This window comes from Pseudomonas sp. Colony2 (assembly GCF_019382755.1).
Taxonomy (GTDB): Bacteria; Pseudomonadota; Gammaproteobacteria; order Pseudomonadales; family Pseudomonadaceae; genus Aquipseudomonas.
The window spans coordinates 787,957-804,052 of sequence record NZ_CP080030.1 but is presented as its reverse complement, the minus strand read 5'-3'; the positions used below and the strand labels follow the sequence as shown (position 1 = coordinate 804,052).

Here is a 16,096-nt window from a genome sequence, read left to right as displayed (position 1 = left end):
GGTTTTCGATAGCTGTTGATGATCGCCGAGAAGTCCTTGCCCCCTTCCCCACGTTGGCTCATCGATTGATACAACTGCTGCGCCACTGCGCCGAGGATCACCGGCTGGTGTGCCTGGCGGGCCGCTTCAGTGGCCAGTCCCAGATCCTTGAGCATCAGTTCTGCACCAAACCCACCGGTATAACCCCGGGACGACGGCGCCGTCTCGATAATCCCGGGCCATGGGTTATAGGTGTCCGAACTCCAGCAGCGCCCGGTGGAGCTGTTGATGATTCCCGCCAACACTTGGGTGTCGATGCCCAGCGCGTCGCCCAGGGCCATGGCTTCGCTGACGCCGACCATGGTGATACCCAGCAGCAGGTTGTTGCAGATCTTGGCGATTTGCCCAGTGCCGACTTCGCCGCAATGGACGATGTTACGGCCCATCTGCGCCAATACCGGTTGCAGGGTGGCGAACAGTTCCGGGGTGGCGCCGACCATGAAGGTCAACGTCCCGGCCTGGGCACCGCCGGTGCCGCCGGACACTGGAGCATCCGCCATCACCACGCCTTGTTTCGCTGCCGCCGCCGCTACATCGCGGGCGGTCTGCGGGTCGATGGTGCTGCAATCCACCGCCGGCACGCCTTTGCCGATGCCGGCGAGCACGCCGTCTTCACCGAGCCACACACTGCGCACATGGGCCGCAGCCGGGAGCATGGTCACCACCAACTCGGCGCCTTCGGCTGCCGCGCGCGGTGAAGCGCTGATGGTGCCGCCCAGTTCCGCCAGTTCCTTGAGCACGGTCTGGTTCAGGTCGAACAGGTTCAGCGCATGGCCAGCCTTGATCAGGTTGCGCGCCATCGGCGCGCCCATGTTGCCCAGGCCGATAAATGCAATCTTCATGGTCGTCTCCTCGATCAGCGCAGGTTGATGGTGGTGTTGACGCCATCGTTGACGCTGTCGTCGTCGAACCAGCGGCTGGTGACGGTTTTGGTCTGGGTGTAGAACTGCACCACTTGCTTGCCGTACGGGCCCAGGTCGCCGAGTTTCGAACCACGGGAACCGGTGAAGCTGAAGAACGGAACCGGCACGGGGATCGGGATGTTGATGCCGACCTGGCCCACATCGATTTCGCTCTGGAATTTACGCGCCGCCGCGCCGCTCTGGGTGAACAGGCCGGTGCCGTTGCCGAACGGGTTGGCGTTGACCAGGGCGATGGCTTGGTCGAGGGTGTCGACTTCCAGCACCACCAGCACCGGGCCGAAGATTTCCTGGGTGTAGATCTGCATGTCGGTGGTCACGCCGGAGAACAACGTCGGGCCGACGAAATTGCCGTCCTCGAAACCCGGCACCTTGATGCCGCGGCCATCCAGCTCCAGCTTGGCACCTTCTTTTACGCCGCTTTCGATCAGGTCGAGAATGCGTGCCTTGGCGCGCTTGGAGATAACCGGACCCACATCGGTACCGGCTTCGCTGCCGGCGTTCACCTTGAGCTTTTGCGCCAGGGCCTTGAGGTCCGGCAGCCATTGCTTGGCCGCGCCTACCAGCACCACCACGGAAGTTGCCATGCAACGCTGACCCGCCGCACCGAAACCGGCGCCGACCAGGGCGTTCAGGGTTTGTTCGCGATTGGCATCCGGCAGCACCACGGCGTGGTTCTTGGCGCCCATCATGGATTGCACGCGCTTGCCGTGTTTACCGGCGAGGTCGTAGACGTGAGTCCCCACGGCGGTCGAACCGACGAAGGACACGGCCTTGATATCTTTGTGGGTGCACAGCGCATCCACCACGTCCTTGCCGCCGTGAACCACGTTCAGCACACCGGCTGGCACCCCGGCTTCCAGCGCCAGTTCAACCAGCAGCAGGGTCGACAGCGGGTCCTGTTCCGATGGCTTGAGTACGAACGTGTTACCGCAGGCAATGGCCATCGGGAACATCCACAGCGGAATCATCGCCGGGAAGTTGAACGGGGTGATGCCGGCGCACACGCCGATCGGCTGGCGCAGGGTGTAGGTATCCACACCGCCGGCGACGTTTTCAGCGAATTCGCCCATCTGCAGGGTGCCGATGGAGCACGCGTGCTCGACCACTTCCAGGCCACGGAAAATGTCGCCTTCAGCGTCGGCAATGGTCTTGCCCTGCTCGGCACTCAGGACCACGGCGATGCGCTTGGAGTGCTCGCGGATCAAGGCTTGCAGCTTGAGCATGATGCGCATGCGCGCACCGATCGGCGTCAGCTTCCAGGTCTGGAAGGCGCGATGGGCGGCGTCGATGGCAGCGTTGACTTCTTCAGGGGTGGAAAACGGTACGCGGGCCAGCACTTGCTGGGTAGCGGGGTTGACGATGTCTTGCCATTCGGTGGTCCTGGATTCGACCCACTCGCCGTTGATCAGCAGCTTGACCTGTTTTACGGAAATATCGGCAGATGCGTTCATGTGGTCTCCAATTCTTGTAGGTATGCAGAGAACCAAGGCGTTGAATCGCCTTGAGGATGAGGCGTTCGGACTGTTTTTGGAGTATAGATGTGCAAACTTCTAATAAGAACGCACATAAAAGCCGGTCCAATATGCAAAAAAACATCACGTCACTGGGCTCCCTGAACTGGGATGACCTGAAGTTTTTCCTCGAAGTCGCGCGTACCCGCAAGGCCAGCGTCGCTGCCAAGCGCCTGGCGGTGGACTACACCACGGTGTCGCGGCGCATCAGTTCCCTTGAAGGATCGTTGGGCACTCTCCTGTTTGAAAAGTCCCGGACCAACGGCTTCGTATTGACCACCGAAGGCCAGCGCCTGCTGGGTTACGCCGAGTCCATCGAAAGCACGTTGCACATGGCCTGCGAACAGGTTTCCGGCTCCGGCGTGGCGCTGTCCGGCCACGTGCGCATGGGCTGCACCGAAGGGTTCGGCAGCTTCTTCGTCACCCCGCAACTGAGCCACTTCGTCGACACCTACCCGGCGATCTCGGTGGACATCCTGCCCCTGCCCCACTTCATCAGCCTGTCCAAGCGCGAGGCGGATATCGTCATCGCCCTGGAGCGACCGGAACACGGGCCGTACGTGTGCTGCAAGCTGTGCGACTACAAGCTGCAGCTGTACGCGACGCAGGAATACCTGGACCAGCACCCGCCCATCCGCCGGGCGGCGGACCTGGCCGAGCATCCGTTTATCAGCTACGTGGATGATTTAGCGTTCAGTTCGGAGCTGCTGTATCTGGCCAATGTAGTGCCCGGCGCCAGCGCCAGTTTGCGCAGCACCAGCGTGATTGCGCAGTACGTGGCGGCGCAGCAAGGGCGCTCGCTGGCGATCCTGCCGTGCTTTTTGGCGGCACAGGACCCGCGATTGCTGCCGGTGCTGGGCAAGGAGATCAATATCACGCGGCAGTTCTGGATGTACTGCCGCGAGGACTTGAGGAAGTTGAAACGGATCACCCTGCTGTGGGATTACATCCGTGAGGTGACGGAGCAGAATCAGCCGTTGTTGATGGGGGAAACGCGGGAGATGGTGTTTGCCGATTAAATAAAATGTGGGAGCCGGGCTTGCCCGCGATAGCAGTGTGTCAGTCACCCAATACATCAACTGATACACCGCCATCGCGGGCAAGCCCGGCTCCCACATTGACTGCATTCCAACTCGAAGTGCCCGAAAGCCAGACTAGTCCGCAATCACCACAATCGACACCCGGCGATTCTCGGTGCGCCCGGCCGCTGTCGCGTTGGACGCCACCGGCTCGCTGCTGCCCAGCCCGCGCAGTTGTACGTTTTCTTCTTTCATCCCAACGCCTGCCAACACGTGCGCGACGCTTTTGGCTCGGCGCAGGGACAGTTGCTGGTTGTAGGTTTCCTTGCCCGAGGCGTCGGTGTGGCCGTCGACCCGCACGCGTTCAATGCCCACGCCCAGCAGCGCCTTGCCGATGCGCTGGACGATCTCGGTGCTGGGGGCATTCAGACTTTCGACGTCGCTGCCAAACAGCACCTTGCCCGAGAGGCCGAAGGCCCAGCCTTCGTCAGTCAGTTCAAAACCCTGCTGTTTGAGCACGGCGATTTGCGCCGGTGTGAGGCCTTTGGGCGGCGGGGTCTGGCAGCCGCTCAGGGCGAGCAGAGCCACGAGCAAGGTGATGAATAAAAAGCGTGCGGTCGAGAACAAGGGATCAACTCCTGTGTTGAACGTCGGCGGCGGGGGACTCCGATTCCGCCGTTTGCTGGCCACCCTGGGAAAGCCGTTTGGCCTGGTACATCGCCGCATCGGCGGCGTTGAGCAGGTTACCGGGGGTGGCGCCATGATCGGGGTAGACGGCGATGCCGATACTGAGTGAGGTCAATACGTGGGCGTCGCCGGGCAGCGCAATGGGCGCGTCCATGCTGGCGATGATTTTTTCGGCAATGCGCTGGGCGTCCTCAAGTCGGTGCAGAGGCGACAGCAAGACGGCGAATTCATCGCCGCCCAGGCGTGCCACCAGGTCGTCTTCACGCAGTTGCGCACGAATGCGCGTAGCCACTGCCACCAATACCGCATCGCCGGCGGCGTGGCCGAAGTTGTCGTTGATGTCTTTAAAGCGGTCGCTGTCGAGGAACAAGACCGCTACTTTTTCATTGAGCTTGGCGGCGCTGCGCAGGGCGCGGATCAGCCGACCTTCGAAGAACGCACGGTTGGGCAGCCCGGTCAGGCTGTCGTGGCTGGCCTGGTGGGCGAGGGTTTCGTTTTCGCTTTGCAGGTGGGTCTGCCAGGCCTCCAGTTCGTCGAGCAGGGCATTGAAGTCATTGCCCAGGCTGTCGAGTTCGGCGATTTTCGCCGGCGGTACGCGTCGGTCAAAGGCCCGCTCGCTTCGGGCGGCGTGGGCCACCGAGGCCAGGCTGTGCAACGGTCCGGTGATGCCGCGTAACAAACGCCGCGCCAGGTACAGTGCAACCCAGGCGCTGAGGGCGGTGCACACCAGAATTCCGGCAAGGCCGCTGAGCAGGAAGCGCAACAGGCTGCCGCCGTGGCCGGTCAGGTGCACGCTGCCAATGACCTGGCCCTGGTGCAGGATCGGCTGGGTGATGGGTTGTTCGAGCAGGGCATGCGCCAACTGCAGCTCAATCATCGACAGCATCCCGGTTTCAGGGCGCTCCCAATGGGCCAGTTGCTTGCCGTCGACGTTGAAGACTTCCGCCTCGGCCACTTCTTCCTCCGAGGCGATCACGCCCAACGCCTCGGTGGCCGCCGCGCTGTCGTTGAACACCACGGCCGCTTCCACGGTGTAGTTGATGGAGCGGGCGATCAGGTGCAGGTTGTGGTCGGCATACACCCGCAGCGCGAGCACGCCGAGCAGGGTCAGGGAAATACTGGCCATGCTGACGGCCATCAGCGCCAGGCTCAGGTGCCCGCGCCCGATCACTGAACGCAAGGTTGGACGCACTGGCGCCTTATCGACACTCATGACCCCGGCGCTCGACGTCGGGACAGCTGCAGCACACTCGGATGAATGCGCACACCGCTACGGGCAACGGAATCCAGGTTGACCTCGAACGACACCTGTTCGTCGGCTACCCGCAGGCAGAACAGGCTGCCCACGGTGCATTGGTCGCCGCCTTCGCTGATGCTGAGCACCGGATGGCCGATCAATGCCGCGAACAGGCGGCTGCGCTCGTCGCTGGTCAATTGGCCGATGTACACGGCATCGCAGGCATTGGCGATGTCTGGATGGTCGGCCAGCAAACGCTGCACCACTACCGGACGGCCGGTAGCCTGGGTGGTGCCTTTGACCAGGTCATCGGTGTATTGGGTTGGCCCGACGATGCACAAACGCAATTGCGCGGGCTCTACCGGCCAGCGGGCGTAACTGAGAATTCCCAGGACCACTTGGGTGACGGCCTTGGCCCGCTGATCGGCCATGCCGGCAGGCGGCTGGGCAAAAACGAGGGGCGTGAACACGCACAGAAGCGCCAACAGCAGCATTCGTCTCCAGCTCAAACTTCGCTCTGTGGGAGAGACAGCCACGTTCATGCAGCGATTCTCTTTGATCTTCTCGGGATGATGCCGCAACGATAGCACAACGGCGGAACCCCCCCGAGGCGACACCCAGGAGGATTCCGACATTTTATTAAGAAAAATCACACATTTGGATCAGAAAATTTAGATGACTCATTGGTCAGCTTCTTTGACGATCAAGTGCCCAGTTCCAGCATCAGCCCACTCAAGCGTTTCACCTTGCGGCTCACCGCCTCTTCGAATACGCCACCCCGCGGTTCGATCAGGCTGAACCAGTCCTTGGCGCGGGTGATGCCGGTGTAGATCAGCTCTTTGGTGAGCACCGGGTTCAAGGCGTCCGGCAGAATCAGTGCGGTGTGGGTGAATTCAGAGCCCTGAGATTTGTGCACCGTCATCGCATAGACGGTTTCGACGTCGTTGAGCCGGCTGGGCAACACAAACCGTACGCCGCCCTGGCCATCGTTGCGCGGGAACGCGACGCGCAGAACCTGCGGCCCGCCGTCGCTTTCGGGCAGCTTGAGGGCGATACCGATATCGCCGTTCATCAGGCCCAGGCCGTAATCGTTGCGAGTCATCAACACCGGGCGTCCTTCGTACCATTGCTGGTCGCTGTCGATCAGCCGGGCCTTGAGCAGCGCGGCGGTGATGCGCAGGTTCAGGCCCTCCACGCCCCATGGGCCCTTGCGTACGGCGCAGAGCAGCTGGAAGGCGTCGAAGGCTTTCAACAGCTTCTGCGCCCACAGAGTCCAGGCCTCGTCATCCCGTGGCGTCTCCAGGGACGGACGCGCGGTCTGCAGCAGTTTCAGGTAATAGCGATAACCGTGGGCACCGTCACCGTGGCCATCCAGCACCAGGCGCTCCAGGGCATGGTCGTGCTCGCCCTTGAGGCCGACGCAAAACAGGTCGGCATGGCTGCGGGCAGCCAGCAGTTTGCGGGCCTGCTCAGGGTTTTGCTGGTTGACCCAGCGGGCCAGTTGGCCAATGCCGCTGCCTTCGCCGAAACGCCGCGAGTAACGCAGCATCACCACTTGTTGCGCCAAGGGGTGGCTACCGTCGAGGTCTTCCTGCAGGCCACTGGCGCCGAGGTCTTCGCCGCTGACCTGTTGCAGCCACTGGCGGGTTTGCGGGCTGTAGAAACCGGCTTCGGCGTCGCGGCACAAATCCCCCAGCACCGCCCCGGCTTCAACCGAGGCCAACTGGTCCTTGTCACCCAGCAGCACCAGGCGAGCATGGGGTGGCAAGGCGTCCAGCAGGTTGGCCATCATTTCCAGGTCGATCATCGAGGCTTCGTCTACCACCAGCACGTCCAGGGGCAACGGATTGCCGATGTGATGCCGGAAGTGTCGGGTGCCGGGACGGCTGCCGAGCAAACGGTGAACGGTGGTGACCTGGGTCGGGATTTTTTCCTTCACCGCATCAGGCACTTTCAGCGACAGCACTTGCTGGCTGATGGACTCGGTCAAGCGCGCGGCCGCCTTGCCGGTGGGCGCCGCCAGACGGATGCGCAACGCGCTGCCCGCTTCCACGGCGGGGGCCTGCAACAGCGCAAGCAAACGCACTACCGTGGTGGTCTTGCCGGTACCCGGCCCGCCGGTGACGATGCTGAATGCACCGCGGGTGGCCAAGGCGCAGGCGAGCTTTTGCCAGTCGACAACACCGTCTGGCGGGGCCTGGTCGAACAGGTGATTCAGGCGTTCGGGCAGATCGGCGGCAACGCTTTCCCGGGTGGCGAGTCGCAGGCGCAAAGCGCTGTCGATACGCCGTTCGTAGGTCCAGTAGCGGCGCAAGTACAGGCGTTTGCCCGACAGCACCAGTGGCCGGCTTTGCGCCTCCTCGCTGCCGTCGACGGCCAGTGCCACCAGACGGCTGGCGGCCAGGGCATGGCACCAATGGGCGCCGTCCAGGCCGTCGAGCAACTGTGATGGCAGCAGCATGACGCCGGTTTGCACATCGCCTTCGGGTGGCAGCGACAGAGCGAAATCCGGGGCCTTGAGGGTTTCGAACAGGTCCAGGCACACATGGCCATGGCCCAGTTGGTGGCTGGTCAGGGCCGCGGCCAGCAGGACTAAAGGGTCAGCCTGCGGATCGAGTTCGTGGAGGAAGCCGACAAAGGCCTTGTCCAGCGCGCGCAACCAGCCGCGCTGCACCCAGAGATCGAGCAGTTGCACCAGGTCGGCGGCGCGGCTGAGGGGCGTCAGCTCCTCAAGCGGTAACGGCGACAGGCTCATAGCAGCTCTCCTTGTTCCCAGGCGGGCTCGGCCTTGGGTGGTAGCGGTTTGCCCTGGAACAGCAGGTCCAGGCTTTCGATCAATTCCCGGGGTGGTCGGGTGAAATACGCGCCCTGGCTCGCGGAATGGGTGCCTCGCAGGAACAGGTACAACGCGCCGCCGACGTGACGGTCGTAGTCGTAATCCGGCAGCCGCGCCTTCAGCTGGCGATGCAGGGCCAGCAGGTAAAGTACATATTGCAGGTCGTAACGATGGTCGAGGATCGACAGTTCCATGGCCTGCTGCGTGTAGGCCGAATCATCGGGACCAAGCCAATTGGATTTGTAGTCGGCCACGTAGTAGCGGCCTTCGTGTTCAAAGGTCAGGTCGATAAAACCCTTGAACATGCCGTTGAGCAGCACCGGTTCGGCGGCCACGCGGGATACGCCATTGTGAGTGTGCTGGCACACCAGTTTGTCGAGTGCGAGGACGTCGACCTTGTGGCTGGCAAACCAGAATTCCATTTCGATCTGGTACTGCCGCAACTCGCTAAGGGCCACCTGCCCGTTGCCCAGCGGCAACCGGGCTTGCAACAGATGCCCGAGCCAACCGCCGAGTGTGCCGATCCAGCCTTCCCAGCCGCGTCGGTTGCAGCGGCGGGCGACCGCATCTTCGATGGCCTCCGGGGTAACATTGAAGCCTTCGCCGCCCGCCCATTCCAGCAGGCCATGGAGAAAGGTGCCGGGATTCGGCCCGCGTGGGAAACGGTGAATATCGCCACCGGAAGCCGGCACTTCGCGTGGGGCATCCGGGTCGAGGCGTTCGTCATCGAACAGCTTCTGCGCTTGTGGGCTTTCCGGCGCTTCGAGGCTCGCCGCACTCATGCTCTCGCCGATACGCAGCGCACTGTAGGAAGCGATCCACCAGTTTTCTGCCGCCTTGCGCTTGGGCAGCAGCGGCGCGAGCAAGGTGGCTTCGTTACGCGGCGGGTGGAATACGACCGCATCGGCCTCGGGCATTTCTGCGTAATGCAGTGCCGGGCAACCTTCCTGCAGGTCAAGCAACCAGCGGGCCAGGCCGCCGGACTCGCCAAGTGAAGCGCCGCCGCCGAGCAAGTAGCCCAGGGCCGACAGGTGCAGCACCGAGCTGTTGTTATTGCCACGCTTGAGGTCGGCGATGCCCAGCCAGCAGGCGTGTTTGGCGCGGGTCAGCGCCACGTAAAACAGACGCAAGTCTTCGGCCAGCCGTTCATCGTCGGCTTGGGCGATCAACTCGGCGGTGGGCCTGAGGCTGACCTGGGATTTGCCGTTTGCGTCGTGGTAATGCAACGGCAGGCGGCTGCCATCCACCGGTTTTGCCGAGCAAATGAACGGCAGGAAAACCAAGTCGTATTCCAGCCCCTTGGATTTGTGGATCGTTACCACTTTGACCAGTTGTTCATCACTTTCCAGGCGCAGGATCTGCTCTTCACCGGCCTGGCCGGAAAGCGCGAGATGTTCGGCCAGATGGCGAATCAGCGCTTGTTCACCGTCCAGCTCTGCGGCCGCCTGTTGCAGCAATTCCGAGAGGTGCAACAGGTTGGTCAATACCCGCTCGCCATCGCTGCGCGTGATCAGGGTTTGCGGCAATTTGAAGTCGTGCAACAGGCGCCGCAGCATCGGCAGCACGCCTTGGGTGCGCCAGATCGTACGGTAATCGCGGAACTGCATTACGCGTTGTTCCCACGCCAGTTCGTCCTGGTTCAGACGCTCCAGTTCGGGCAGCGACAGGTTCAAGGTGACGCAAGCCAGGGCGGCGCGCAGTGGGCGCTCGACGTCCGGCTCGGCACAGGCCTTGAGCCAGGCCAGCAGGTCGTGGGCTTCCTGGGCGGCGAACACGGAATCCTTATCGGAAAGGTAAACGCTGCGCACGCCACGGGCAGCCAGTTCACCGCGCACGGCCTGGGCTTCCTTGCCGTCGCGCACGAGGATGGCGATGTCTGACGGCAGCACGCCTTTGAAGCTAGCGTCTTTGCCGAGGAATCCGGCAGTTCCCTGCTGGCCGCCATTGAGTAACGCGACGATTTGACTGGCGCAGGACGCGGCCAACTGTTGGCGGTAGAGCACGCCGGAGATCGGCTGGTCGGTGGGTAGATGCCAGAGATTCAGCGCAGGCAACGTCTGACCGTTGACCTGCAGTTGTTCCTTACGGCCTTGGGACAATACCGACTGGAACGGCACCGGATTCGTACCGTCGGGTTCACGGAACAGGAACGCTCCACGGCCTTTTTCTGCGCGCTGGAATACGTGGTTTACCGCCTCGACCATGGCGTGGCTCGAACGGAAGTTGGTGCCCAGGGTGTGATGGCGGCCGGTGGTGGACTGGCGCGCGCGCAGGTAGGTGTAGATGTCGGCGCCACGAAAGGCGTAGATCGCCTGCTTTGGATCGCCGATCAGGAACAGGCCGCTGTCGAGGTGATTTTCTTCGATGCGGTAGATGCTGTCGAAGATGCTGTATTGCACCGGGTCGGTGTCCTGGAATTCGTCGATCAGGGCGACCGGGAATTGCTCGCGGATCACGCTGGCCAAACGCTCGCCGCCGTCGGCTTGCAGGGCGGCGTTGAGGCGGATCAGCATGTCGTCGAAGCCCATTTCGGCGCGACGGCGCTTTTCTTCTTCGAAGCGTTTCCCCACCCAGCCGGCGGCGTGTTGCAGCACAGCAGCATCGGGCGTTGGCAGGGCGTCGAGGCTGGCCTTGAGACTGGCCATGGCGTCGATACCCGGATGGCGTGGTGGTTCGCCTTTCCAGGCTTCGGCCATGCCGTCGGGGGTCAGGCGGGTGAAACCGGTGCCGATGTCCAGTTGTTCGAGAGACTCGTCAGCTGCCCAGGCGCTGATTTTTTCGAACCAGGGTTCGAAGTAACGGGCTTGCATCTTGCGACCATCGACGGCTTTGGCGGCGACGGCCTGCAGGCAAATGTTGCGCAATTCTTCTGCCCATTGTTGCCAGGGTGCCTTGAGCGCGACGAGGGCTTGGCGGCGCTCTTGCAGGCATTCGTTGATCAGCTCGGCGGGGTCGCGCGTTTCATCCGTGGGCCGCTCGCTGCCGAACAGCGCGCGTACCCGTGGCATCAGGGCCGCCGGGCCGCCCCAATTGTTGCGCACCCAGTTCAGCGCATCGTCGTGCATCGGGTAGCAGAACAGCCGCCAGTAGTCGCGCAGCACTTCGCCGAGCAGGTCGCTGTGGTCGGTCTCCAGGGTCTGGGTGAACAGGCTCCCGCTGTCGAAGGCGTGCTCGCGCAGCATGCGCTGGCACCAGCTGTGAATGGTCGAGACGGCGGCTTCATCCATCCACTGGGCGGCGATGTCCAGGCGATTGGCGCAGCCGGGCCATTGTGCGGGGCTGTATTGGTCGCGCAGTTCGGCGATCAACGCGTCGGGTTCTTCGATTTCTTCGCGGAAAAAACGCGCGGCTTCTGCCAGGCGGATTCGGATGCGTTCACGCAGCTCTTTGGTGGCGGCATCAGTAAAGGTCACGACGAGAATTTGCGGCGGCAGCAACTCGCGGCCGAAACCCGATTCGTCCCCTCCGTGGCCGAGTACCAGCCGCAGGTAGAGCGCTGAGATAGTGAATGTCTTGCCTGTGCCGGCACTGGCTTCGATCAGTTGGCTGCCCTTGAGCGGGAAGGCCAGGGCCAGGGGTTTTGTACCGCTCATGCGCTGGCCTCCGCGCTGGTGAGTGATCGCCAGGGAGCGTTGATCAACGGCCGATAGAGGGTTTCGCACCAGCCTTCGAACTCTTCGCTGGCCATCAAGGCGGCGTAGTCGGGGAACTGTCGGATGAGCGCAGGGCTTTCACGGCGCTCGCCGTCGCTGGTTTGGCCGTCGCCTTCGTAGGCTTTGCTGGCGGCGGCTTGCGCTTTGGCCGGGTCGGTTTGACCGAGCCAGGCGAATGCGGTTTTAACGGCGACCGGCAGTGGTTCGCTCATGCCGGTTTTCCAGGCGAGCAGCAGGTTGCCGAGGAGCTCCCGGGCTGTGGCTTGCTCAAGTGGGGCCAATAGCAGTGTGTCGTCGCTGGCGACCAGGCCGGTACTTAACGGAAGGCCGCAGGCACAGGCCACCAGGTGGTTGACCCATGGGCGAATCAGGCGATGCCACTTACGGGTCTTGATCGAGCCGATGCTGTTGGGGATGGCGGTGACGCTTAGAAAGCCGCCATCGCTGCGTTGATGCAGGCCACTGATCCAACCTTCCAGCTGGATGCCTTGATGCTCAAAACTGATCGGTTCGGCGCTGGTGTGCGCAGTGGGCCAGAGTGCCAGGAGTTGCTGGTAACGCTGCAACAGGTCGGGCAGAGGCTCGATCAGTTCTTTGCGCAGGCATTCGCCGAAACCAACCATCGGCAACAAGCCACTGCCTTGCAGACGCAGGGCCTGGGCGTTGAGGGCTTCGTCGAGGTTGTCGGGGCGGGTGAGTGCCGCCGTGAGCAAACTGTCGCTCAGGCTATAGCGCTGCAGTGCATCGAGGACGAAGGGTTCTTCATCTTCCAGCGGGACTTCGGCGGCTTCGAAAAACACTTTCAGGCGCTGGCTGAAAAAGTGTTTGACCGGGTTGCGCAGGAAGTCTTGCAGTTGGCCAAGGCTCAGCGGTTCTTCCTGGGTGTAGGGTGCGAGGCTGCCGGTATCGGGCAGGCTGTCCGGGATTGCGTGGAGCAACTGCCATTCGCGGGCGTAGCTGAACAGCTCGTCACCTTCATGGAAGTAGCGGGCGCTGAAGGGCTGGAGCGGGTGTTCCTGGGTGGTGGCTTCCAGGAGTGGTTCGCCACTGGTGGTGTGCCAGCCGCTGGCAATGTGGTCGCGCAACTGCCCGATCAGGACCGATGCCGGGCGGTCACTGTTGTCGCGGATACTGCGGCCGACCCAACTGATGTAGAGCTGGTCGCGGGCGGAGAGCAGGGCTTCGAGCAACAGGTAGCGGTCGTCTTCGCGACGTGACCGATCGCCTGGGCGGTAGTCGCTGCCCATCAGGTCGAAGTCCAGCGGCGGTTGCGCGCGTGGGTAGTCGCCATCGTTCATGCCGAGTAGGCAAACCAGCTTGAATGGGATTGCACGCATAGGCATCAGGGTACAAAAATTGACAGCTCCCGCAAGGAAGCGCTGGGACAGTCGGCCTTGGTCGAGGCCTGCCAGCCAGGCCTCGCGGACTACGGTGAGGGGTAACTCGTCGTGCAGGCTGACGGACTCGCAGGTCTCCAGCCAGGTCTCTCTCAGTTGCTCGAGTTGACCCAACAGGTAGTCGTCGTGCTCGTTGCTCGGGAGGAAAAACAACTGCATCAGGTTTTGCAGGCGCTCGCCCCACTCTGTCGGCGCGGCAGGTTGCGAAAGTGCCTGGTGGGCATCGTGCAGCGCATCGAGCAGTGCGACCAGCGGGCCGATCAAGGCAGCATCGAGGCCGCCGATTTCATCGTACGGCTCGATGCCGTCGCAAGCAGAGCCCGTACCGACGGCGTAGCCCAGGAGCATGCGACGCAGGCCGAACCGCCAGCTGTTTTGCTCCAGCTCCTGGGGTAAGCCGAGGCCGGCGCGTTGTTCGGCGTTGAGGCCCCAACGGATACCGGCGCCTTCGATCCAGCGGTGCAGGGTCGGCAGGTCGCGCTCCTTGATGGCGAAGCGTTCCCGCAGGGCCGGGACGTCGAGCAGGTCGAGGATTTCGCTGACCGGAAAGCGGCTGTCCGGGAGCTTGAGCAGGTGTTCGACGGCGATCAGTAATGGATCGCGACCGCGCTGACCCTGGTCTGTAAGCGTGAACGGAATGAAGCGTAGGTCGCTTCTTTCAAGCTGGCCGAATACGGCGCGAATATGCGGCGCGTAGCTGTCGACGTCGGGGACCATGACGATGATGTCCCGTGGGCGCAGCGTGGGGTCGGCGCTGAAGCGCTGCAGTAACTGGTCGTGAAGAACTTCAACTTCGCGTTGGGCACTGTGGGCGATGTGGAAGCGAATGGAAGTGTCGCGCGCCAGGTCGACGCTTGGCCAGAGTTCACGGGTTTCGTTGAGGGGGCGCAGTTCGAGGATGTCGTCCTGGAGTTGGTTGAGCAAGGTGGTGGGCTCGCTCTCGCTGAACAGGTCGATACGACCGTCACGGAATGCCGAGCGGTAACTGTTGGGGTCGTCGTAGCTGTCCAACAGGTTGATGTAGTCGCGACCTTGCTTACCCCAGGCAGCGAGCAGCGGGTGGGCGTGCTGATGCAGGGTTTGCGGGTCGATGGTGACCGGCATTCCGGCCTTGCGTGCCTGGCGCTTGTATTCGTTTCGGAGCAGGTCTTTGTCGGCGACGATGTCGGACCAGTGATGGCGACAAGGGTTGTGCACACACAGCAGCACCTGGCTGAAACGGGCGAGGCCGGCAAGGGCTTCCAGCGCTTGGGCTGGCAAGGAGGAAATGCCGAAGACGATCACGCGGGAGGGCAGGCCTATCGGTGCCTGCTCCAGGCTATTGATGCGCTCGATAAAGCGTTGGTGAACTCCGGCGCGACTTTGAGCCATGCCCTCCTCTCCTACGTCCAACAGCAGGGCGCGCCACAGTTCGGCTTGCCAGCAGTTGGCCGGGCTCAAGGGTTTGGATTCGCCACGGCCATTGCGCAGTTGATGGCGACCGGCAGCCCAATCTTCCAGCCAGTCGGCACGGTAGACCTGGTATTGGTCGAACAGGTCGGCGAGGCGTTCCGCGAGTTGGTAGCGTTTGCGCAGATCCGTATCGTGGGTCAGGAAGCGTTGCAGGGGTTCGAAATGGGGCTGATCGATCAGCTCCGGCAACAGGCGCATGAGACGCCAGGTCAGTGGGGCTTTATCCAGCAGGGACTTGGGCGGGATTTCGTCTTTGCCCAGGACCATGCGATAGAGCTGCCACATGAAGCTACCGGGAAGCTGCACATCAATAGCGGCAGCGATGCCGCAACCGCCCATGTCGTCGTCTTCAGGGTCTTCAGCCAGCGCCAGTTTCAGCCACTGGGCAATGCCGTTGCTTTGTACCAGGGCGATTTCGTTTTCCAGGGGAGCCAGCGGGTAACGGCGCATCCAGCTGACAACCAGGCTGCGCAGCTCATCCAGGCGGTTGCCGTGAACCACCATGAATCCAGCACTGAGGGACGTCGCATCCGGCATAACGGCTTCCTTGGGAAAAGCAAAATCGAGGGATGGACTTTAGCATTGAAGACAATCGTAGGCTGCAAGTGAGGAACACTTGGAGACGCTCGCCATACTTTCCGACCGCGCAAAACAAAACCCCTGACTGCGTAAGCAATCAGGGGTTCTGGAATTTAATCTTGACGATGACCTACTCTCACATGGGGAAACCCCACACTACCATCGGCGATGCATCGTTTCACTGCTGAGTTCGGGATGGGATCAGGTGGTTCCAATGCTCTATGGTCGTCAAGAAATTCGGGTACTGAGTCGTGGCCAGCTGGCCTCGCTTCAGCAAATTGGGTATGTGATAGCTAGGTGTTTGTAAGATCTCGAACTTTCGGTTCGTTTCGTCTTCACACACCGCAATCTGGTCTCTTCGACGCAAATTGCTTGGGTGTTATATGGTCAAGCCTCACGGGCAATTAGTATTGGTTAGCTCAACGCCTCACAGCGCTTACACACCCAACCTATCAACGTCGTAGTCTTCGACGGCCCTTCAGGGAACTCAAGGTTCCAGTGAGATCTCATCTTGAGGCTAGTTTCCCGCTTAGATGCTTTCAGCGGTTATCTATTCCGAACATAGCTACCCGGCAATGCCACTGGCGTGACAACCGGAACACCAGAGGTTCGTCCACTCCGGTCCTCTCGTACTAGGAGCAGCCCCTCTCAAATCTCAAACGTCCACGGCAGATAGGGACCGAACTGTCTCACGACGTTCTAAACCCAGCTCGCGTACCACTTTAAATGGCGAACAGCCATACCCTTGGGACCGGCTTCAGCC

Annotated in this window: 9 protein-coding genes and 2 rRNA genes (1 of these 11 cut by a window edge); 1 reads left to right on the top strand and 10 read right to left on the bottom strand. The window is 62.1% G+C overall.

The genetic code is table 11. From position 1 onward, the window contains the following. The coding region (mmsB, locus tag JV201_RS03335; protein WP_219407129.1) for a 3-hydroxyisobutyrate dehydrogenase at positions 1–881 on the bottom strand (881 nt) is incomplete at its 3' end. Positions 882–895: 14 nt separating this feature from the next. Beyond that, positions 896–2,413 carry a CoA-acylating methylmalonate-semialdehyde dehydrogenase gene (locus JV201_RS03330; RefSeq protein WP_008430611.1) on the bottom strand — a complete coding sequence of 506 codons (1,518 nt, stop codon included), beginning with the start codon at positions 2,411–2,413 and terminating at the stop codon, positions 896–898. Positions 2,414–2,544: 131 nt separating this feature from the next. Here JV201_RS03330 and JV201_RS03325 point away from each other — a divergent pair, with 131 nt between their 5' ends. Beyond that, positions 2,545–3,492, top strand: coding sequence for a LysR family transcriptional regulator (locus tag JV201_RS03325; protein WP_008430612.1), 948 nt, complete (start codon positions 2,545–2,547; stop codon positions 3,490–3,492). A 135-nt stretch (positions 3,493–3,627) separates the two neighbouring features. Here JV201_RS03325 and JV201_RS03320 read toward each other — a convergent pair whose 3' ends face one another. From JV201_RS03320 to JV201_RS03285, 8 genes are all read right to left on the bottom strand, one after another. Beyond that, positions 3,628–4,119: an OmpA family protein gene (locus JV201_RS03320; RefSeq protein ID WP_003214188.1), complete on the bottom strand. Its 492-nt coding sequence runs from the start codon at positions 4,117–4,119 to the stop codon at positions 3,628–3,630. Between the two features lie 4 nt (positions 4,120–4,123). Next, positions 4,124–5,392, bottom strand: a complete 1,269-nt coding sequence (locus JV201_RS03315; protein WP_219406513.1) for a diguanylate cyclase domain-containing protein — start codon at positions 5,390–5,392, stop codon at positions 4,124–4,126. Continuing rightward, the gene (locus JV201_RS03310) at positions 5,389–5,958 is read right to left on the bottom strand and encodes a YfiR family protein (protein WP_032898591.1); all 570 of its coding nucleotides are present in this window, start codon (positions 5,956–5,958) and stop codon (positions 5,389–5,391) included. The genes JV201_RS03315 and JV201_RS03310 overlap by 4 nt, the downstream gene beginning before the upstream one ends. 161 nt (positions 5,959–6,119) lie before the next feature. Next, positions 6,120–8,171 carry an exodeoxyribonuclease V subunit alpha gene (gene recD / locus JV201_RS03305; protein ID WP_219406512.1) on the bottom strand — a complete coding sequence of 684 codons (2,052 nt, stop codon included), beginning with the start codon at positions 8,169–8,171 and terminating at the stop codon, positions 6,120–6,122. Beyond that, positions 8,168–11,845, bottom strand: coding sequence for an exodeoxyribonuclease V subunit beta (gene recB / locus JV201_RS03300; protein ID WP_219406511.1), 3,678 nt, complete (start codon positions 11,843–11,845; stop codon positions 8,168–8,170). The genes recD and recB overlap by 4 nt, the downstream gene beginning before the upstream one ends. Beyond that, on the bottom strand, positions 11,842–15,291 hold the full coding sequence (gene recC, locus JV201_RS03295; protein ID WP_219406510.1) for an exodeoxyribonuclease V subunit gamma: 3,450 nt from the start codon (positions 15,289–15,291) through the stop codon (positions 11,842–11,844). Before recC ends, recB begins: the two co-directional genes overlap by 4 nt. 159 nt (positions 15,292–15,450) lie before the next feature. Next, positions 15,451–15,566 (bottom strand): 5S ribosomal RNA (gene rrf / locus JV201_RS03290). A gap of 150 nt (positions 15,567–15,716) precedes the next feature. Then, a 23S ribosomal RNA gene (locus JV201_RS03285) occupies positions 15,717–16,096 on the bottom strand; it runs 2,509 nt beyond the window's last position.